Consider the following 19679-nt stretch of genomic DNA (forward strand, 5'->3'; position numbering starts at 1 on the left):
CTGAACAGCCGGGAGGGCGGGGCGGCGGTGCTCCGGCAGGGCGCTGGCCGACGCCGCCGCGACACGCAAGACAGGGGCGCCACCGGATACGGGGGGGCGCCCTTTCTTCATGGCGCGATTACCACCCGATCGGTCCCACTGGACAAACGATCCGGCATCGGGCTCCAATCGGGCTCACCATACACCTCACTGCACTGCGCGCCGAACCGGCCGGCTGGCCGGAATGCCTTCCATCGGTTGTGCTGCGCTGCGCAACGTCTTCTCGTTGACAAAGGGTGTATTGTATACCAGCATCAGCCTAAAGAATAAGATCGTGAAGACCGTGCAGGCACCGTCAGGGAGGGAACGCCATGCTCGTCGCAGATCTCATGAAGCTGAAACCCGCGCGCGTCCCCACCGTGCGCATGACCGAAACCGTTGAAATGGCAACGACTTTGCTCAACCGCGAGCGTATCGGCGCCGTGGTGGTGAAGGATGCCTGCGGCTCGGAGGGCGACACCGTCGTCGGCATCTTCTCCGAGCGCGACGTGGTGAGGGCGATCGCCGCGGGCGGCGCGGCGGCGCTCAAGGCCCGCGTCGCCGACCTCATGTCGCGCAACATGATCTCCTGCCGGATGGACGACAGCGTCGATCATGTCCGCGCGCTGATGGACACACACCATGTCCGCCACCTGCCGGTGCTGCAGGATCACCAGCTGGTCGGGGTGCTCTCCATCCGCGACGTCCTCGCCTATGACGTTCGAAAGGCTGAGGAATTCGCCACGCACGCCCAAGCGGAAACCGGGGCTCCGCCGATGCAGCTTTCGGCCTGAGGCTCGATTTTACCCGCGCGGCAGGCGCCTCACAGCGCCGGCGAGGCCTCCCGGGCCGCCGGCGCTTCCATCTTGTTGACGCGGTCGATCACCGCCTTCTGCACCTTCTCGAAGGCCCGAACCTCGATCTGCCGCACGCGCTCGCGCGACACGCCGAATTCGGCGGCGAGATCCTCCAGCGTCATCGGGTCGTCGGCGAGGCGGCGCGCCTCGAAGATGCGCCGCTCGCGGTCGTTCAGAACCGACAGCGCGCCGACCAAGGCATTGCGGCGGTTATCGAATTCCTCCGTTTCCGCCAGCAGGGTCTCCTGGCTGTCGTGATCGTCGGCGAGCCAGTCTTGCCATTCACCGCCGCCCTCGACATCGCCGCGGAGCGGGGAGTTGAGCGAGGAATCGCCGCCGAGACGACGATTCATGTCGATCACGTCCTGCTCGGTGACGCCGAGCTTGGTGGCGATCTGGGCGACCTGCTCGGGGCGCAGGTCGCCTTCCTCCAGCGCGGAAATCTGGCTCTTCGCCTTGCGAAGATTGAAGAAAAGCTTCTTCTGGGCCGCGGTCGTGCCCATCTTCACCAGGCTCCAGGAGCGCAGGATATATTCCTGGATCGACGCCTTGATCCACCACATCGCATAGGTGGCGAGGCGGAAGCCCTTGTCGGGTTCGAAGCGCTTGACCGCCTGCATCAGCCCGACATTGCCTTCCGAGATCACCTCGGAAATCGGCAGGCCGTAGCCGCGATAGCCCATGGCGATCTTGGCGACCAGACGCAGGTGGCTGGTGACGAGCTTGTGGGCGGCATCGGGGTCGTTATGCTCGCGCCAGCGCTTGGCGAGCATGTATTCTTCCTGCGGCTCCAGCATCGGAAACCGCCGAATCTCGGCCATGTAGTGGCTGAGGCCACCTTCGGCCGACGGAATCGTCATTGCGGAACGGGCCATCGTAGCGCCCTCCTTTCGTTTCGGTCCCCATTAACGGGCGACCTGAAATCTCGGCCGCATCTCGCCAGCCGACACATTAGCATAACAGCAACCGCACGGTTTTGCGCAATGGCATCATCAAAACCGGTCACGAAGGGTTGAGGCCGCAGAAGCGTTCAGGCCGCGCCGGCGAGCGCGGCCTCGAGGCGGGCGAGATCGGACCGCAGCGGGCTCTCGAAGCGCATGGCCTCGCCGGTCGCCGGATGTTCGAAGCCGAGCAGGGCGGCGTGAAGTGCTTGCCCCGACAGCGCTTCCAGCGCCGCGCGCGCCGGCTCGGCGAGGCGGGCGGCCTTGGTGCGGAAACCCTGGCCGTAAAGCATGTCGCCGAGCAGCGGATGGCCGATATGGGCAAGATGGACGCGGATCTGGTGGGTGCGCCCGGTCTCCAGCCGGCATTCGATGCGGCTCGCGACCGGCCGGCCCTCCGCGTCCTCATAGGTCGCCGTCCGTTCCCAATGGGTGATGGCGAAGCGCCCGGCCGCTCGCACGGCCATCCGCTCGCGCGAGATCGGATGGCGGGCGAGCGGGGCGTCCACCGTACCATGGGGCTGGTCCGGCACTCCCCAGGCGAAGGCGACGTAGAGCCGCTCCAGCGGCCCGGTGCGGCCGTGATCGGCGAATTGCGCCGCGAGCGCCCGATGCGTCCGGTCGTTCTTGGCGACGACCAGCAGGCCGGACGTTTCCTTGTCCAGCCGGTGGACGATGCCCGGCCGGCGCACGCCGCCAATGCCGGAAAGGCTGGCGCCGCAGTGATGGAGCAGGGCGTTGACCAGCGTGCCGTCCGGGTTGCCGGGGGCGGGATGCACCACCATGCCGGCGGGCTTGTCGACGACGATCAGATCGTCGTCCTCATAGACGACGGCAAGCGGGATGGCCTGCGCCACCGGCTTGGCCGGTTCCGGCGGCGGCAGCGTCAGGGTGAAACGCGTCCCGGCGGGCACGCGCGCGGAGCCCCCGGTCACCGGCCGCCCGTCGCGCAGCAGCCGGCCCTCCGCCAGCAGCGCCTGCAGCCGGGTGCGGCTCATGTCCGGCAGGTGACGCACCAGCATGCGGTCGAGGCGCAGGCCTTCATCCTCCGGCCCGGCGATGATATCGAGGCGCGTGTCGGCGACCGCGGCGTCGTCGGCTTCCTCGAAATCCTCCAGCGGCTCGTCCGGCGGTGTGCCCATGACTTCTCCTGATGCAGACGACAGGCTCGATCCCCAGCAGGAGCGCGTGCTGCGCAAGCTGAAAGGGTTGGCGGCCTTTTCCGGCCTGCTGATGGGCTTCGGCTTTCTCGTCCTGTTCGGTGCCATCGGATACAGGGTCATGGTCGGATGGAAAAGCACGCCGAAGGAACTGACCGGCACAATTTTGCTGCCGCCGGGCGCGCAGGTGCTTTCCACGTCGGTTGCCGACGGCCTCATCGCGGTGACGGTGAGCCGCATGGGTGCCGTGGAGACGCGGCTCTTCGATCTCGAGACCCGCGCGCCGCGCGGCGTCCTCGGCTATGCGCACGAGCCGTGAGGCGCAGCCGGCGGATTTGGGGAGCTGTGGACAGCCGCGGTGATTATCGGTCGGATGCGGCCGGAAGCCCTTGCCATGCGCCGGATTTCGCCCTAAGAGACCCGCCTGCCGCGATGCTCCCATCGTCTAGCGGTTAGGACGTCGCCCTCTCACGGCGAAAACTGGGGTTCGATTCCCCATGGGAGCGCCATCGGTTTCCAAGGGTTGAAACCCTTCTCCACCCCCTCGACATTCGGCCATGCACGCATCGGCTTTCAGCATGCTGCGGCATTGACGTAACGGTGCCTGCGGTTGTGAAGGCGCGCGCCACGATGCAGCTTGCTTTCCCCAGCGGTTCAGGTTTTCTGCCTGAGGTAGCGCAGTGAGCGAGGGCCAATCCGACCCTTGCAAGGGGAAAGGGGGCCCAAGCGCGAAACTTGCGTGAGACGATCGTCTAGCTTGCGCGAGGGACTATAATCGGCGGAAGCAACGCAACAATCAGAAACGCCGCCGAAAACCAGGGGAACGTTGCAATGAGTGGGCTTCTCGCCTTCAGTCGCGCCATCGACTGGATGAATGAGCGTTTCGGCCGCGTCGCCGATTATTGCGTGCTCTTCGCCTGCCTGATCAGTGCCGGCAATGCCACCGTCCGCTACATCTTCAGCTACAGCACCAACGGCCTTCTGGAAATCCAGTGGTATCTGTTCGGCGCCGTGGTGCTGCTCGGCGCCTCCTACACGCTGAAGCGGAACGAGCATGTGCGTGTCGACCTCGTCTACATGATGCTGTCCGATCGCGGGCGGCTGTGGGTCGATACGGTGGGTTTCATCGTCATCCTGATCCCCGCGGGCATCTATCTCACCCTTCTCTGCTTCCCCTTCTTCTGGCAGGCCTTCGTCTCCGACGAGGTCTCGCAGAATGCGGGCGGTCTGACCCTGTGGCCGGCCAAGCTGCTGCTGCCGCTGGGTTTTGCGCTGCTCACCCTGCAGGGCGTGTCCGAGCTGATCAAGCGCGTCGCGGGCCTGCGCGGCTATATCGCCATCGAGACCCATTACGAGAAGCCGCTGCAATGACGCGCCGGCCAGCGCGTCCCTTCCTCCGCAACGCATTTCCGCTTCCTCGTCCGTTCCCTTGCCAGATGTGAGCCCGACATGTTTTCTCATGGCGTGATGCCCCCGCTGATGTTCGGCGGCATGATCTGCTTCATGATCATCGGCTTTCCGGTCGCCTTCTCGCTGATCGCGGTCGGCCTGTTCTTCGGTACGCTCGGTATCCTGACCGACCACTTCCATCCGAGCTTCCTGCAGGCGCTGCCGCTGCGCTTCTACGGCATCATCTCCAACGACCTGCTGCTGGCGATCCCGTTCTTCACCTTCATGGGCGCCATCCTCGAGCGCTGCGGGCTGGCGGAGGATCTGCTCGAGGGCACCGGGAAGCTGTTCGGCCGCATTCCCGGCGGTCTCGCCTACGCGGTGATCATCGTCGGCGCGATTCTCGGCGCCATCACTGGCACGGTGGCCGCCTCGGTCATCGCCATGGGCGTGATCTCGCTGCCGGTGATGATGCGCTATGGCTACGATCAGAAGCTCGCCACCGGCGTCATTGCCGCCTCGGGCACCATCACCCAGCTGATCCCGCCCTCGCTGGTGCTGATCGTGCTCGCCGAGCAGCTCGGCAAACCGGTCGGCGACATGTATCTCGGCGCCATCGGCCCCTCGATGCTGCAGGTGCTGATCTTCCTCATCTATGTGTTCGTGCTGTCGCTGTTCAAGCCGCATCACATGCCGCCGCTGCCGCCGGAGGCCATCGGCGAGACCGGCTGGCCGCTGATCCGCCAGGTGTTGTGGGGTATGATCCCCTCCGTCGTGCTGATCGCGCTGGTGCTCGGTACGCTGGCGCTTGGCCTCGCCACGCCGACGGAAGCCGGCGCCATGGGTGCGGTCGGCGCCATGGTGCTCGCCGCCCTGCACCGCCGCCTGACCTGGGATCTCGTCCGTCAGGCCATGGCCTCGACCATGCGGCTCACCGCCATGGTGGTGTTCATCCTCGTCGGCGCGACGGTGTTCAGCCTGGTGTTCCAGGGCATGGACGGCTCGCGCTGGATCGAGCACCTGCTGTCTCAGCTGCCCGGCGGCCGGCTCGGCTTCCTGGTTTTCGTCAACATCTTCATCTTCTTCATCGCGTTCTTCCTCGACTTCTTCGAAATCGCCTTCATCATCATCCCGCTGATCGTGCCGGTGGCGATCAAGCTGGACATCAACCTCATCTGGCTCGGCGTTCTGCTGTGCGTGAACATGCAGACCGCGTTCATGCACCCGCCCTTCGGCTTCGCGCTGTTCTATCTGCGCGGCATCGCGCCGCCGTCGATCCGCACGTCGCAGATCTATTGGGGCGCGATTCCGTGGCTGCTGATGCAGCTGATCCTGGTGGTCGTGGTGATCATGTGGCCGGAATCGGTGACCTACTGGATCGACGCCGGCTCCAAGATCGACCCTTCCACCATCGAACTGAACATCCCGCAGTTCGATGCGCCGACGCTCGACATGATGGCGCCGCCGAAGTTCTGATGCCGAAGCGGCCGGTCTCTCAGTGGGCCGGCCGCGTCATTCCACGCGTTCCGCGCAGGGCGGCGAAGCCGAGCAGCACGAAGATCACCAGCACCACGCCCTCGGCGATGGCGAAGGGCGGTTCGGACTGGGTGGGTGCCGTCGCGCGCAGCGCCGGGATCTTGGCGAAGGACTGCGCGACGCCGACGAAGACCAGCAGATACAGGCTCGCCACCGAGCCGACGGCGTAGATCCATCGCGCATGGCCGGCCCGATGGAAGCCGTAGCGTGCCGGAATCGTCGCTGCCAGTATCAGCAGCGCCACCGTGCCGACGATGTGGGACGGCAGGACCCCGGAGAAGGGAAAGCCGAAGCCGGTGGCGCTGGTCGCGAAGGCGGTCACCAGGAACACCCCGGCGACGAACGGGCGGTCGCGCCCGGAGATGAGATCGGCGAGGACGAAGAAGCCCGTGGCGATGCCGATGAGGCTCAGCCAGGTGTGAAAGCCAACCCAGGTTGTCGGATCAAACATAGATGCGCTCCCCTTTCATCGCCGGCCCGACCGCGTCAGGCCTCGGCGATTGCGCAATCATGCTAGCTGTCATAAATACGACCCGCCAGCGGTCGATTCCCCCAACTTTGCGCTGCTGAGCGAGAAAGCGGGCAATTCGGCAACGCCCCCGGTTTTCTGCCCGACTGCACCTTCCGTTCAATTGGGTTCACCGCCCATTTGCGCGATAAGGCGTGCGCTGGCGTCCTGACGGTTCGCCTCATTCCGGATTTTCAAGCATGAATTCTGCACTTCCCACGCCGGACGATCCCCATCCCGGCATGGGGTTCAGGCAATTCGTCGGGCTCATCGCCATGATGATGGCGGCCAATGCCATCGCCATCGATTCGATGCTGCCGGCGCTGCCCGAGATCGGGCGGGCGCTGTCGATCGATACCGCCAATCATACGCAGCTGATCATCACCAGCTATCTGTTGGGCTTCGGGGCGGCGCAGATCGTCTACGGGCCGCTTTCCGACCGATTCGGCCGCCGGCGGGTGCTGCTGGTCGGCTTGACGATCTACACCCTGGCCTCGGTCGGGGCGCTGTTCGCGCCCTCGTTCGAGATCATGATGATGGCGCGGGCGCTGCAGGGTATCGGCGCCGCCGCCACCCGCATCCTCGCCATCGCCATCGTGCGGGATTGCTATTCCGGCCGGCAGATGGCGCGGGTGATGTCGCTCGCCTTCATCGTCTTCCTCGCGGTGCCGATCATCGCGCCGTCGATCGGCCAGTTGATCGTGCTGGTCGCCCCCTGGCGGGCGATCTTCGGCATGCTGCTGCTGTTCGGCTCGCTGCTGATCGGATGGATCATCGTCCGTCTGCCCGAGACCCTGCACCCCGACGACCGCATCCCGATTTCCTATCGCGGCATCACCCATGCCTTCGGCCTGGTTTTCCGCAGCCGCATCACCATGGGCTACATGTTCGCCATGACCATGATCATGAGCGGCCTGTTCGGCTTCATCACCAGCGCCCAGCAGGTGTTCTCCGAGACGTTCGACGCTGCGAACATGTTCACGACCATTTTTGCCGGCATCGCTTTCTTCATGGCGCTGTCGTCGCTGCTCAACGCCCGCATCGTCGGCCGGATCGGCATGCGCCGAGTATCGCACGCGGCGCTGCTCGGCTATCTCGTCGTGACCATCGCCCATGCGGGGCTGGTGGTGAGCGGCCACGAGAGCCTGCTGCTGTTCTCGGTGCTGCAGGCCGCCACGATGTTTTTCTTCGGCCTCGTGGTGTCCAATTTCAACGCGATGGCGATGGAGCCCGTCGGCCATGTGGCGGGCACGGCCTCGTCGCTGCTCGGTTTCACCACAACGATCGGCGGTGCGGTCATCGGTGCCGGGCTCGGCCAGATGTTCGACGGCACGACGCTGCCGCTGACGGTCGGCTTCGCCGCCTTCGGGCTCGCGGCGCTGGTCTTCGTGCTTGTCGCCGAGCGCGGCCGGCTGTTCAGCGCGCATAATAATGTGCCGATCAACCAGTCGTAGTATTCACCTACTCCTGTCGTTGCCCAGCTTCCATTCGCCAAAGCGGCGGATCATGGAACGGAATTGCTCCGGTGGCGTTTTGTCATCGGAAGTATAGGGCGGCGGGCAACAGGAGTATGTCATGATACGTCACGCAATTATTGCTACCGCACTTCTCATTTCTGTCCCGGTTGCCGCCAGCGCGCAGCAAGGAGCTGGCGTTGCTGCTGGCGCCACCACGGGTGCCGTAGGCGGCGCCATTGTCGGTGGCCCGGTCGGGGCGGTCGTGGGCGGCGTGGCCGGCGCGATCGTCGGCGGCATTTCCGAGGATCATCGCGCGCGCTTCCACAGCTATGTGGTGGAGGAACGGGTTCCTTCCTACGCCTATCAGCGCGACGTGGTCGTCGGCGCCGAACTGCCGGCGGACGGCGTCCGCTACTATGAAGTGCCGGCGGAGTACGGCCAGACGAGTTATGTCTACACGGTCGTGAACGACCGGACCGTGCTGGTGGATCCCGTAACGCACCGCGTCGTCCAGATCGTCGAATAACATTCGGCAACGACGCTCAGGCACCGACGGGGGCGGCCTCTCACTGTCCTGCAGCCGGCCGGCCCCTGTCGTCGTTTGCTTGCGCGAGCGACTTCGCGGAGAGCGTCTTCGCGAAGTCGAGGATCAGCATGCCGAGGTCGGTCTCGTCGACCAGCACCGCGGCATCCTCCGGCGCCATCCACATGAGCACGCGTTCGCCGCGCTCGAGCCAGTCGTCCAGCTGGCGCGTTACCTTGAGCGGGTAGACGGACACCCGGACCAGCACGAACTGCCGGTCCATGCGCTTCCAGTACCGATACTGACCGACGGGCTTGCGCCCGATCGTGCCAACCACGCCGGCTTCCTGCCGGGCTTCGATCTGGGCGGACTTCCAGTCCTTGCATCCCTTGATCGGCCATCCCTTGGGGATCACCGGCCGGTGCGTCTCGCGCGAGCTCAGCACCAGCACCTCCAGCCGCATGTCGTCGGACCAGCGAAACGCCAGCGCAGCGACCTGCTGCAACGGGCGTCCGTGCGCCGCGCGCTTCTTGCGTTGTTTCGCCTTGTCCATGACGCCTATTTAATCGAACCTCGCTGATATTCGACTCTTCATATCCGCTCCGCCCGACAATTCAGCGAGGCTGCTGATGACGACCGAACTCGCGCTGCTGGGCTGGACGCTGGTGCTTGCGCTGGTGCAGGTTCTGCTGCCGGCCATGCTGAGGACCGGCGAGACCGGCCTCGACTACAATGCCGGTCCCCGCGACCGGCCAGGTCCGCCGGAGGGCGTGTTGAGCGGGCGGCTGCGCCGCGCGCAAGCCAATCTGTTCGAAACCTTGCCGCTGTTCGCCGCCGCGCTGCTGATCGCCCATGTCGCGGGTCGAAACGGGGAGGCGACCTTGTGGGGCGCGTGGCTGTATCTCGCCGCCCGCGTCGTCTACCTGCCGCTCTACGGCCTCGGGGTGCCCTATCTGCGCTCCATCGTCTGGCTGTTCGCCCTGACGGGGCTGGCATTGATTCTGTTCGCTATTCTGCGGCCGCTGTGATCGGGTTCGGCGTGGCGGCCGCCCTGCCGAACCCCTTTGTGCGAAAGCGCCGTGCCATGGGGAAAGGCCAGCCGATCATCCACGAGGCATCGGCCAGCCGCCACGCCGGCAGGCGGTGCCGCAGGCCAAAAAGGTGCGAATCGAGGTCGGCGCACATCGGGTGCTGAGCCCGGCAGTGGCGTTTGCCCGCGCCGGGTCGTGCCACGGGAGCGCGTTCAGTGCTCCTGCTCGTGCAGCATCGTGGCGAGCACCTGCGCGACGCTGCGCGTCACCCGGCGCTTGTACTTGTGATGGACCAGCTGGCCGTTGTGATAGATGTCCTGCTCGACATAGAGATCCTCGCCATCCCATCGCAGGACGTTGTCGGACTGGGTGGTTTCGATGACCCCCATTTCGCGGATCAGGTTGCCGGTCGGCGCGCTGTTGGGCATGCGGCTCCTCCTCGATTTGCGTTCTTCGCAAGGCTCTCACGGCCTCATGAAGCCAACATAGGCGCAGCCACGCCCGAGCGCCATGGGGGCCTTGACGATGGGCGTCGGCTCAGGCCGCGTCCTCCGGTTCGATCTGGCCGCGCCGTTGCAGCCAGTTGGCGATCAGCCAGCATAGAAGCGCCCAGGCGCTGCCCGCGCACCAACCGGCGAGCACGTCGGTCGGCCAGTGCACGCCGAGATAGATGCGGCTGAGGCCGACAAGCAGCGTGAGCAGCAGCGCGACGCCGAGCACATAGACTTTGATCCGTCGCTTGCTCTCGGTGCGCACGATAAGCACCCCGAGGGTGAGATAGGTCACGGCGGCGCCCATGGCATGGCCGCTCGGAAAGCTCAGCGTATGCACGTCGACGAGGTGGCCGACGATGACGGGGCGCGGGCGGTCGAAGCCGATCTTCAGCGCATAGCTCAGCAGCGCGCCGCTGCCGACGGCGAGGAACACGAACAGCGCTGCGGCGCGCTTGCCGTCCACCGCCAGATAGCCGGCGGTCAGCAGGGTGACGACGGCGAGGACGGCCGTGCTGCCGAGACTGGTGAAATCCGCCACGGCGATCTCCAGCCAGGCAGGTCCGATCGGCAGGGCGGGATTGCCGGCCTCGCGAAAGAACAGCAGCACCGCCTCGTCAAAGCCGCGCGTCTGGCCGTCCTCCACCCAGTCGGCGATCACGGCGAACAGCAGCAGCCCTGCAGCTGCGATTGCGAGAACGAACAGGCCGCTGATCTCGGCCGGGTTGGCGCGGCGCGGCGGCGGATTGGAGTGGGACGACGGCATGCATTTCCCGTTTTCATCGATTTTTTGACGGACTGGAACCGGAAGCGCGGCCCGATGTTCTTAAGATCACATGCATTCTAGGAGGATATTATGCTCAAAGGCGGTCTGCTCTGGCTCCTCGGTATCCCCCTGCCCATCATTCTTGGCTTGTGGCTGCTGGGCTATCTGAACTGAACGGTACGAACGCGCGGGCGACGGGAGTGTTCCGCGCCGGCATGCTCTGGATGAGTGGGCGGAACAGGTGCCGATCGGTGGCCTGTTCATTCAGGAACAGGGATCGGCGGGCGCTGCCGCCGGGGGTATTTGCGGGAGTTCGGCGATAGTGGAGATGCATGGCATTGGAGGGCATGACGTCGCGCTAGTCGCCTTGTCGGTGTTCATCGCAACGGCGTCCTCCTATACCGCGCTCGATCTGGCAACCCGCATTCCGCCGGCGATGGGCGCCGCGCGGCGCGGCTGGCTTTGCGCCGCCGCCCTGGTGCTGGGTGGCGGCATCTGGTCGATGCATTTCATCGGCATGATCGCCTTCCGGCTGCCGATGCCGGTCGCCTACGACACCGTGCTGACGCTCGCCTCTTTCGTCATCGCACTTCTCGCCACCGGCGCCGCCTTCTACGCAGCCAGCCGGCACGGAGGCTGGAAGGGGATGCTGCTCAGCGGTGTCTTCATGGGGCTCGGCATTGTCGGCATGCACTATACGGGCATGGCGGCGATGCGGTTGCAGGCACAGACATTCTACCAGCCGCTGTTCGGTGGGGCAGCCATCGCCGTCGCCATCGCCGCCTCGATCGCCGCGCTGTGGCTGGCGTTCCGCCGTCATTCGGTGGCGCAGCGGCTGATGGCCTCGATCGCGCTCGGCATCGGCATTGCCGGCATGCACTACACCGCCATGGCCGGCTTCTCCGTGGCTCCCGACGCCTCGGTTCCCCTGCCTGCGGAAGGCAGCGTCGTGAGCGGCAGCGATCTGGTGACCGCGGTCGTCGCCTCGACGATGGTGATCCTTTTCGCCTCCCTGCTTGCCGCGTTGTATGACCGTCGCTTCGGGCTGCTAGCCGAGCGCGAGGCGGCGATGTGGCGGGAAAGCGAGGAGCGTTTCCGCCACCTATACCGTCACACGCCACTGCCTCTGCATTCGCTCGGCTCCGATGGCCGAATCCAGCAGGTGAGCGACAGCTGGCTCGAGCTGCTCGGCTATCGCGAAGAGGAAGTGGTCGGGCGTCCGCTCACTGATTTCATGACCCCCGAATCCGCCCGGCACCGTAACGAGGAGCACTGGCCGCGGCTGCTCGGCACCGGCGAACTGCATGAGGCGGAATATACGCTGATCTCCAGGGATGGCCGCGAGATCGAATGCGTCCTTTCCGCCGTCGCCGAGCGGGACATGCAGGGCAATCTCATCAAGACATTGTGCGGCCTCATCGACGTGACGGAGCGCCGCCGCGCCGAGGCAGCGCTGCGCCAGTCGCAGAAGCTGGAGGCCGTCGGCCAGCTCACCGGCGGAATCGCTCATGATTTCAATAATCTACTGGCGGTGATCGTCGGCAATCTCGAATTGGCCCGCCGCCGGGCGCCCGAGGATGGGCGCCTGCAGATGCTCATCGAGAACACGATGCAGGCCGCGCAGCGCGGCGCGGCGCTGACGCAGCGCATGCTGGCTTTCGCTCGCCGGCAGGACCTCAATCCCGAACCCGTCGACGTGCCGGAACTGGTGCTCGGCATGGCCGACCTGCTGCGCCGCTCGATCGGGCCGACCATCAAGGTCGAGACCCGCTTCCCGCTCGGCCTGCCGAAGGCGCTGGTCGACGCCAATCAGCTGGAACTCGCGCTGCTGAACCTTGCGGTCAACGCCCGCGACGCCATGCCCGAGGGCGGCACCATCGTGATCGGCGCCAGCGAAGGCAAGGCCGAGCTTGCCGGAGAGGAGGGCGGCGGCGAGGCGAGCTTCTTCCGCCTGACGGTCGCCGATGACGGCGTCGGCATGGACGAAACCACGCTGGCGCGGGCGACCGAGCCGTTCTTTACCACCAAGGGGGTCGGCAAGGGCACCGGCCTCGGCCTCGCCATGGTGCACGGCCTCGCCGCGCAATCCGGCGGGCGGCTCATGTTGACGAGCCGTCCGGGGCACGGCACCACGGCGTCGATCTACCTGCCGATCGCGCCCGGCCGGCGCGATGCGCTGTCCTCTGCCGCCGAGCCCTCGATGCAGCCGCCGCGCCGCGTCGACGGCACGCAGCGCGTGCTGGTGGTCGACGACGATCCGCTGGTGCTGACCGCGACGGCGGCGATGATCGAGGATCTCGGCTACCAGGTGGTCGAGGCGAGTTCGGGCACCGAGGCTCTCGCCGTGCTCGCCGCCAGCGACGGCTTCGACATGGTGCTGACCGACCAGGCGATGCCGGGCATGACCGGCCTGCAGCTTGCAGCGGCAATTCGCGAGCGATTCCCGTCGCTTCCGATCGTCCTCGGCACCGGGTACGCACAGCTGCCGGACGGGGCGGAGACGGTAATTCCGCGTCTCGCCAAACCGTTCAGCCAGGACTCGCTGGAACGGATGCTGCGCGAGACGACACATCGGCCGCCGGGCAATGTGGTGAGTTTGTCGTCACGGCAGGGGTGAGCGAATATTGTCGACCGCAAGGTGACATCGCGCCGGCGAATGATTATATCCATCGTGTCCGGGGGAGCCTCGTCAGGAGGCTGAGAGGCCATCGGCGCGCGAGCGGAGTTCCGCAGGCGGGCAGCATGGCGACCCTTTGAACCTGATCCAGTTTGGACTGGCGGAGGGAGGCTGCATGACCGACGGAACCCCATTCCCTCATGACGAAACGGCGGCGCGTGCCGCCAATGCCATGCGCGTCACCGTGGTCGGCGCCGGTGTCGCCGGGCTGACCTGCGCGCACGCCTTCGCGCAGCGCGGGGCGCAAGTCACTGTAATCGAACGGAAATCGGGATCTGGGCAGGGGTGCTCCTGGTATGCCGGCGGCATGCTGGCGCCGTGGTGCGAGCGCGAGAGCGCCGAGAAGCTGGTCGCCGAGCTCGGCTTCGAATCGCTCGATTACTGGCGCCGCGAGGTGCCGGACGTGCCGGCGCAGGGCAGCCTCGTGCTGGCGCAGGCGCGCGATCTCCCTGATCTCAAACGGTTTTCCCGCCGCACCGAAGGCTATGAATGGATCGACGGCGCCCGGCTCGGCGCGCTGGAGCCGGATCTGGCGGGGCGTTTCGAGCAGGGGCTGTTCTTCCCCACCGAGGCGCATCTGGAGCCGCGCAAGGCGCTCGCGGCGCTGACCGGACGGCTGGTTTCGGAGTATGGAGTTACCTTCCGCTACGACGACACCGTGTCCAGTGAGGTGTACGATCAGCCCGATCCGGCCGATGCGGTGTCCGGTGAGGCCGATATCGTGCTCGATTGCCGCGGCCTTGCCGCCCGCGACGTGCTCGCCGACCTGCGCGGGGTGAAGGGCGAGATGCTGGTGCTCTACTCGACCGAGATTTCGCTCAAGCGTCCGGTGCGCATGCTGCACCCGCGCATCCCGGTCTATGTGGTGCCGCGCGGCGACGGGCATTTCATGATCGGCGCCACCTCGATCGAGAATGACGAGCGCGGACGGGTGACCGGGCGCTCCATGCTGGAGCTGCTGTCGGCGGTCTATGCTCTGCACCCGGCCTTCGGCGAGGCGGAGATCGTGGAGATCGGCGCCGACGTGCGCCCGGCCTTCCCCGACAACCTGCCGCGCATCCGCCGGCGCGGGCGCACGATCCATGTCAACGGTTTCTACCGCCACGGCTTCCTGCTGGCGCCGGCGCTCGCCCGCCGCGCCGCGGAGCTGGCGTTCGACGGGACGCATTTCCCGGAGGTGATGGATGAAGATCGTCGTGAATGGTGAGACGGCGGTGATCCGCGCCGCCACGATCGCCGAGCTGCTCGGCGAGCTCGGCTATGCCGATGCCATCGTCGCCACCGCGCTGAACGGGGCGATGGTGCGCAAGGCGCGCCGCCCCGAGGCCCGGCTCGCCGATGGCGACCGGGTGGAAATTCTCGCACCGATGCAGGGAGGCTGAGATGGATGCCGTGACGAAATCGCCCGCAACCGGTGCATCCGCATCCACGACCCTGGCGCAGGCCGATGCCGTGGAGTTCTACGGCACCAAAGTGTCTTCGCGCCTGCTGCTGGGCACCGCGCAATATCCCTCGCCGGCGATCCTTGCCGAGGCGATCCGCGCCAGCGGGGCCGAGATCGTCACCGTGTCGCTGCGCCGCGAATCCGGGGCGGCCAAAGCCGGGCAAACTCTCGCCGGCCAGAGCTTCTGGCAGCTTATCCGCGACCTCGGGGTGAAGGTGCTGCCCAACACCGCCGGCTGCAAGACGGTGAAGGAGGCGGTGACCACCGCCGAGATGGCGCGCGAGCTGTTCGGCACCGACTGGATCAAGCTGGAGGTGATCGGCGAGGACGACACCCTGCAGCCGGACGTGTTCGGCCTGGTGGAGGCCGCGCGCATCCTTACCCGCGACGGTTTCCAGGTGTTCCCCTACACCACCGAGGACCTGGTGGTCGCCGACAAGCTGGTGGCCGCCGGCTGCGAGGTGCTGATGCCGTGGGGGGCGCCGATCGGCTCCGGCCGCGGCCTCAACAATCCCTATGGGCTGCGCTCCATGCGGGCGCATTTCCCGCGCATCCCGCTGGTGGTCGATGCCGGCGTCGGCGTGCCCTCGCATGCGGCGGCGGCGATGGAGCTCGGCTACGACGCGGTGCTGCTCAACACCGCGGTGGCCAAGGCCGGCGATCCGGTGAAGATGGCGCGCGCCTTCGCTCTCGCCATCGAGGCCGGGCGCGAGGCGTATCGCGCCGATCCGATGGAGGCGCGCGACATGGCGGCGCCCTCGACCCCGGTGATGGGGCAGGCCTTCCTCGCCTGATCCGCGGCGCTTTCCGGCCGGATGGCCGCTCAGGGACATGACGATGAATCTCGACCCCTTCTACCTGATCGTCGACCGCGCCAGCTGGCTGCCCCGGCTGCTGCCGCAGGGCGTGAAGCTGGTGCAGCTGCGCGCCAAGGACATGGAGGAGGACGAGCTGCGCCGCGAGATCGCCGCCGCCAAGGCGGCGTGCGGGCGCTATGGCGCCCAGCTGGTCGTCAACGACCACTGGCAGCTCGCCATCGAGGGCGGCTGCGATTTCATCCATCTCGGCCAGGAGGACCTTGCCGACGCCGACCTGAAGGCGATCCGCCGCGCCGGCCTGCGCCTCGGCGTGAGCACGCATGACGATGGCGAACTCGACATCGCGTTGGCGGCGGAGCCCGACTACGTGGCGCTGGGACCGGTCTACCCGACCATCCTGAAGAAGATGAAATGGGCGCCGCAGGGCCTCGACAAGCTGCGCGGCTGGAAGCAGCGGGTCGGGGAGATTCCGCTGGTCGGTATTGGCGGCATCAATCTCGACCGTGCCCGCGGCGTGCTCGACGCCGGCGCCGACAGCATCGCGGTGGTGACCGACGTGCTGTTGAACGATCACCCGGAAGCCCGCGCCCGCGCCTTCGTGGACGCCACGCGGGAATATGTGTGAGGGCTGAGCACGGGCAGGCAGCGCGGCCGGCTCTGCCACATGCCGCGCCCCGATCGCCGGGGCCTCCGCTTCATCCTCCCGGCAGCCGAACCGTCAGGCGCATGCTGAGCCAGATCCCCTCGGTCGTCATCCCGGCCGCAGCGAAGCGGAGAGCCGGGAGCGCCCTCCAATTCCCGCGCGATCCCGGATCGATCCTGCGGATCGTCCGGGATGACGGCGTGGAGGACGGCAGCTATTCCGCGACGGCGCGGGCCGGCGGGGCGAGGGGCTCTTCACCTTGCAGGGAAGACTGGCCCGGCAACGAAGATTGGCCCGGCAGAGAAGACTGGCCCTGCAAAGCCCGGATTCGGTCGGCCAGCAGCACCGGCGCGCCGGTGCCGTTGCGCGTCGCCGGCGGATGCGCGGCGAGAATGGCGTTGATCGGCGAGCCGGAACCCTCCAGCCTCGCCACCATCGCGGCGACCTGGGCGGCGATCTCGCCGAGGCGGGTGCGCAGGCGCGCGGCGTCGTCCGGCTCGTCCTGCCCGATATCGGCCGGCAGCCGGGTTTCGAGCCGCGATTGCAGCTCGCCGCGCTCCACCCGTGCCTTGGCGAGCGCGCCTTCCAGCATGTCCATTTCCGCCCGCAGCATGCGGGCGAGGTCGCCGGCCTGACGCGCGGCGGCCTCGGCGTCCGCCTGCGCGGCGCGGGCTTCGGTGGTGACGCGCGCCGTCTCGCGCAGCGTCTCGTCGCGCAGCGCCTCGGCGGCGCGGGTGCGGTCCGACAGGCTCTCGGCCTGAATGTGCAGCGCCGCCAGGTCGGTCGCCAGCAGCTCGGCGCGGGAGGCGCTGGCGTCGAAATCCGCCTGCACCGCCGCCAGCCGCGCCGCGAGATCGCGCGTGCTGACGCGCTCGGCGCCGAGGTCCTGCTCGCTGTCGCGCAGCCGGGCGCGGTCCTCGGCGAGATGGGCGGAGGTGGTGGCGAGGTGGCGGTCGAGATCGGTGACGCGGTCCTTCAACGTGTCGCGCAGCGTGGAGAGCGCGACATGCTCGACCTGCAATTCCTCGGCGCGGGCGGTGGTCTCCTCCAGCGCCTGCCGCGTGGCCAGAAGATCGGTGCGGGTCGCCTCCAGCGCGGCGCGGGTTTGCGCCAGCTCGGCGGTGCGCTGCGTGAGGCCGGCGTCGAGCTGCGCGTCATGGGCGGAGAGTTCGTCATGGCTCGCCTGCAGCGCCTCGAGGCGGGCGGTGACGTCGGCGAGCGCGGCGGCGCGGGTACGCAGCTCCTCGTCCTGGCGGACGATGCGCTCCCATTGCCCGGCGGTGCGGGCATAGAGGCTGTCGACTTCGCGTTCGAGACGGCGGGTCTCCACCGCGTGGCCGGCGCGCATCTGGTCCTTGTCGGCCTGGATCTCGGCGAGGGAGACCGGTATGGCGCCCTCGACGCGACGGCGCGTCAGCCGCACCGCCCGCCGCCAGACGGCCGGCAGGATCAGCAGGGCGAGCAGCGTCGCCGTCAGGAAGCCGATGGCGGCATACATGACCGCTTCGATCATGCGGCGATCTCACCTTGTACGCATGCGGAGCCGCCCACACTAGGCGGCATCCGTTACGAACTCAAAAACGACGGCAACCGCCGGACGGGTCCGATAGTCTAGGTGTCTTTGCCGCCGGTTGAAACCGTGAGGTGCCAGCGGCGGCGCGATCCTGCGGCACGTTCTTGCGGATGGAGCACGCCGCGTGCGCGCCGTCATCTCAAATTTCACGTAGCGCGCCGGGTTCAGAACGGATTCCACGTCGCGTTGGGCGTGAACTTCAGATAGCCGATATTGGCGCCGAGCCGCACGCCGACGCCGGAGCGGATCGGCACCACCACCATCTGGTCGCTGGCGAGCGCGGTCATGCCGAAGCCGGCGACGAAATAGGCGGAGCCGGAAATGCCGCCGAAGCGGCGGAAGATGTCGTTGATGGCATTGAGGTTGTACACCAGGATCATGGTGCGGGCGCCGTCGCCGCCGAAATCCCAGCCGAGCGAGGGGCCCTGCCAGTAGACCTTGAGGTCGCCGGCATTGCGGGTGTAGAGCGTGCCCTCGCCGTAGCGCAGGCCGCCGACAAAGGCGCCGCCGCCCTCCTGTCCGAGGATGTAGCCATTGGGCTGGCCCCACTGGCCGACCGCCTTCTCGATGGACAGCGCGAGGCCGCGCGACACCTCGCCGAAGAAGCCGTGGCCCTGGGCGACCAGTTCGTCGGCGGAATAGGTGCTGCCCTGCGGCTGCGGCTGCGGCTGCGGCTGCTTGTACTGCGCCGCGGCCGGGACGGCGGCGAGCACGGGAACCACGAGGAGCGACAGGCAGGCGAGGAGGGCGCGCAAGGTCGGCATGGGCGGTCTCACGTTTGGGACGGGCTGACGTTCTGACGTGCTGATGGATCGTGCGGCTCGCGGGAGACGGCCGGGCAGGCGAATCCCGAGCCTATCATTAACAACGCAGATGGGCGTTAGGAAGGCGGCGCCTCGATTCGGCGCCGTTCCGGCACCGCCCCGCGGTTGGCGCGGCGGCGGGTGCGGTGTATCACGGCGCTGAACCGGCCGGCGGCGCGCGCGGCGATTCGCGCCGGCCCGATGCCCCGCTCCGCCACCTCGCCGTATTTCGCCTCGCCATGCCTCGCCTCTTCACGACGGAACCGCGATGACGACCGCCATCGACCTCGACAAGCTCGACCTCGCCGCCCTGTTGTGCTCGCGCGTCTGCCATGACGTGATCAGCCCGGTCGGCGCCATCGTCAACGGCCTGGAGGTGCTGGAGGACGAGGACGACCCGAGCATGAAGCAGTTCGCGCTGGAGCTGATCGCCAAGAGCGCGCGGCAGGCCTCCGCCCGGCTGCAGTTCTGCCGGCTGGCCTTCGGCGCCGCCGGCTCGGCCGGGGCGCAGATCGACACCGGCGATGCCGAGAACGTGGCGCGCGGCTTCATCCAGGACGACCGCACCAGCCTCGACTGGCAGGTGCCGCGGGCGCTGTTGCCGAAGAACCGGGTGAAGCTGCTGCTGAACCTGCTGCTGGTCGCCGGCGCGACGATCCCGCGCGGCGGGCGCATCCATGTCGCCTCCGTCGGCGAGGGCGAGGGGTTCCGCCTGCGCACCGAGGGCAGCCATGCCCGCATCCCGCCCAACCTGCCGACGCTGCTGGCCGGGCAGGTGCCGGAAGACCACCAGATCGACGCCCATGCCATCCAGCCGCATTATACCGGCCTGCTCGCCCGCGAGGTGGGGGTGACGATCGCCTTCGCCATGGATGGCGAGGCGGTGACGATCAGCGCCGTGGCCGCCTGAGGGCGCCGCCGTCGTCGATGGAACCGGCGCCGTGCCGGACGGCCCGGCCTCGTCGGGCGAGCCCTGCCGAGCTTGCGCCCTGCCTGACCCATGCGGGCCGGCTCCTCGCCGGATCTTCCGCAAGGCCGCGCCGC

21 protein-coding genes, 1 tRNA gene and 1 riboswitch are annotated in these 19679 nt (G+C 67.4%); of the genes, 14 read left to right on the plus strand and 8 right to left on the minus strand.

What is annotated here, in order from left to right; all coding sequences use genetic code 11:
• Positions 1-350: 350 nt before the first annotated feature.
• Complete coding sequence (locus AC1RU4_RS00005) at positions 351-812, plus strand: CBS domain-containing protein (RefSeq protein WP_492888923.1); 462 nt, start codon at positions 351-353, stop codon at positions 810-812.
• Positions 813-841: 29 nt separating this feature from the next.
• Here the strand turns inward: AC1RU4_RS00005 and rpoH are convergent, their stop codons facing one another.
• Both rpoH and AC1RU4_RS00015 read right to left on the minus strand, forming a co-directional pair.
• On the minus strand, positions 842-1750 hold the full coding sequence (rpoH, locus tag AC1RU4_RS00010) for an RNA polymerase sigma factor RpoH (protein ID WP_492888924.1): 909 nt from the start codon (positions 1748-1750) through the stop codon (positions 842-844).
• A 155-nt stretch (positions 1751-1905) separates the two neighbouring features.
• Entirely contained in the window at positions 1906-2958 is a 1053-nt protein-coding gene (locus AC1RU4_RS00015; RefSeq protein ID WP_492888925.1) for an RluA family pseudouridine synthase, read from the minus strand.
• A 46-nt stretch (positions 2959-3004) separates the two neighbouring features.
• Here AC1RU4_RS00015 and AC1RU4_RS00020 point away from each other — a divergent pair, with 46 nt between their 5' ends.
• The 4 genes from AC1RU4_RS00020 (at position 3005) to AC1RU4_RS00035 (ending at position 5841) form a co-directional block, all read left to right on the plus strand.
• Positions 3005-3295: a hypothetical protein gene (locus AC1RU4_RS00020; protein WP_492888926.1), complete on the plus strand. Its 291-nt coding sequence runs from the start codon at positions 3005-3007 to the stop codon at positions 3293-3295.
• A gap of 115 nt (positions 3296-3410) precedes the next feature.
• Positions 3411-3485, plus strand: a tRNA-Glu gene (locus AC1RU4_RS00025).
• A gap of 322 nt (positions 3486-3807) precedes the next feature.
• Complete coding sequence (locus AC1RU4_RS00030) at positions 3808-4347, plus strand: TRAP transporter small permease subunit (RefSeq protein ID WP_492888927.1); 540 nt, start codon at positions 3808-3810, stop codon at positions 4345-4347.
• Positions 4348-4425: 78 nt separating this feature from the next.
• Positions 4426-5841 (plus strand): TRAP transporter large permease, encoded by a 1416-nt coding sequence (locus AC1RU4_RS00035; protein ID WP_492888928.1) that lies wholly within the window; start codon positions 4426-4428, stop codon positions 5839-5841.
• A gap of 19 nt (positions 5842-5860) precedes the next feature.
• Here the strand turns inward: AC1RU4_RS00035 and AC1RU4_RS00040 are convergent, their stop codons facing one another.
• Entirely contained in the window at positions 5861-6352 is a 492-nt protein-coding gene (locus tag AC1RU4_RS00040; RefSeq protein ID WP_492888929.1) for a hypothetical protein, read from the minus strand.
• 257 nt (positions 6353-6609) lie between these two features.
• On the opposite strand from AC1RU4_RS00040, the gene AC1RU4_RS00045 reads away from it, so the two are divergent.
• Together AC1RU4_RS00045 and AC1RU4_RS00050 are read left to right on the plus strand one after the other, a co-directional pair.
• Positions 6610-7863 carry a multidrug effflux MFS transporter gene (locus tag AC1RU4_RS00045; protein ID WP_492888930.1) on the plus strand — a complete coding sequence of 418 codons (1254 nt, stop codon included), beginning with the start codon at positions 6610-6612 and terminating at the stop codon, positions 7861-7863.
• Positions 7864-7984: 121 nt separating this feature from the next.
• Positions 7985-8392 (plus strand): DUF1236 domain-containing protein, encoded by a 408-nt coding sequence (locus tag AC1RU4_RS00050; RefSeq protein WP_492888932.1) that lies wholly within the window; start codon positions 7985-7987, stop codon positions 8390-8392.
• Positions 8393-8432: 40 nt separating this feature from the next.
• On the opposite strand, the gene AC1RU4_RS00055 is transcribed toward AC1RU4_RS00050, so the two are convergent.
• Positions 8433-8942 (minus strand): NUDIX hydrolase, encoded by a 510-nt coding sequence (locus tag AC1RU4_RS00055; RefSeq protein ID WP_492888933.1) that lies wholly within the window; start codon positions 8940-8942, stop codon positions 8433-8435.
• A gap of 76 nt (positions 8943-9018) precedes the next feature.
• On the opposite strand from AC1RU4_RS00055, the gene AC1RU4_RS00060 reads away from it, so the two are divergent.
• Entirely contained in the window at positions 9019-9417 is a 399-nt protein-coding gene (locus AC1RU4_RS00060) for an MAPEG family protein (protein ID WP_492888935.1), read from the plus strand.
• Positions 9418-9632: 215 nt separating this feature from the next.
• On the opposite strand, the gene AC1RU4_RS00065 is transcribed toward AC1RU4_RS00060, so the two are convergent.
• Positions 9633-9848 (minus strand): hypothetical protein, encoded by a 216-nt coding sequence (locus tag AC1RU4_RS00065; protein ID WP_492888936.1) that lies wholly within the window; start codon positions 9846-9848, stop codon positions 9633-9635.
• Between the two features lie 109 nt (positions 9849-9957).
• A complete protein-coding gene (locus AC1RU4_RS00070; protein ID WP_492888938.1) occupies positions 9958-10677 on the minus strand; it encodes a phosphatase PAP2 family protein in 720 nt (239 codons plus the stop codon).
• Between the two features lie 328 nt (positions 10678-11005).
• On the opposite strand from AC1RU4_RS00070, the gene AC1RU4_RS00075 reads away from it, so the two are divergent.
• The 5 genes from AC1RU4_RS00075 (at position 11006) to AC1RU4_RS00095 (ending at position 16241) form a co-directional block, all read left to right on the plus strand.
• On the plus strand, positions 11006-13294 hold the full coding sequence (locus AC1RU4_RS00075) for an MHYT domain-containing protein (protein WP_492888939.1): 2289 nt from the start codon (positions 11006-11008) through the stop codon (positions 13292-13294).
• A 50-nt stretch (positions 13295-13344) separates the two neighbouring features.
• A riboswitch (TPP riboswitch) is annotated at positions 13345-13480 on the plus strand.
• A 46-nt stretch (positions 13481-13526) separates the two neighbouring features.
• Positions 13527-14561: a glycine oxidase ThiO gene (thiO, locus tag AC1RU4_RS00080; protein ID WP_492889386.1), complete on the plus strand. Its 1035-nt coding sequence runs from the start codon at positions 13527-13529 to the stop codon at positions 14559-14561.
• Positions 14539-14736, plus strand: coding sequence for a sulfur carrier protein ThiS (gene thiS / locus AC1RU4_RS00085; protein ID WP_492888940.1), 198 nt, complete (start codon positions 14539-14541; stop codon positions 14734-14736). The genes thiO and thiS overlap by 23 nt, the downstream gene beginning before the upstream one ends.
• 1 nt (position 14737) lies before the next feature.
• A complete protein-coding gene (locus AC1RU4_RS00090) occupies positions 14738-15592 on the plus strand; it encodes a thiazole synthase (protein WP_492888941.1) in 855 nt (284 codons plus the stop codon).
• 43 nt (positions 15593-15635) lie between these two features.
• Entirely contained in the window at positions 15636-16241 is a 606-nt protein-coding gene (locus AC1RU4_RS00095) for a thiamine phosphate synthase (protein WP_492888942.1), read from the plus strand.
• Positions 16242-16473: 232 nt separating this feature from the next.
• Here AC1RU4_RS00095 and AC1RU4_RS00100 read toward each other — a convergent pair whose 3' ends face one another.
• Positions 16474-17772, minus strand: coding sequence for a hypothetical protein (locus tag AC1RU4_RS00100; RefSeq protein WP_492888943.1), 1299 nt, complete (start codon positions 17770-17772; stop codon positions 16474-16476).
• Between the two features lie 224 nt (positions 17773-17996).
• Complete coding sequence (locus AC1RU4_RS00105; protein ID WP_492888944.1) at positions 17997-18596, minus strand: DUF1134 domain-containing protein; 600 nt, start codon at positions 18594-18596, stop codon at positions 17997-17999.
• Between the two features lie 307 nt (positions 18597-18903).
• Here AC1RU4_RS00105 and chpT point away from each other — a divergent pair, with 307 nt between their 5' ends.
• Positions 18904-19545, plus strand: a complete 642-nt coding sequence (gene chpT, locus AC1RU4_RS00110) for a histidine phosphotransferase ChpT (RefSeq protein ID WP_492888945.1) — start codon at positions 18904-18906, stop codon at positions 19543-19545.
• Positions 19546-19679 lie beyond the last annotated feature (134 nt).

The sequence above is a fragment of the Ancylobacter sp. GW821-FHT10E12 genome (genome assembly GCF_058809335.1).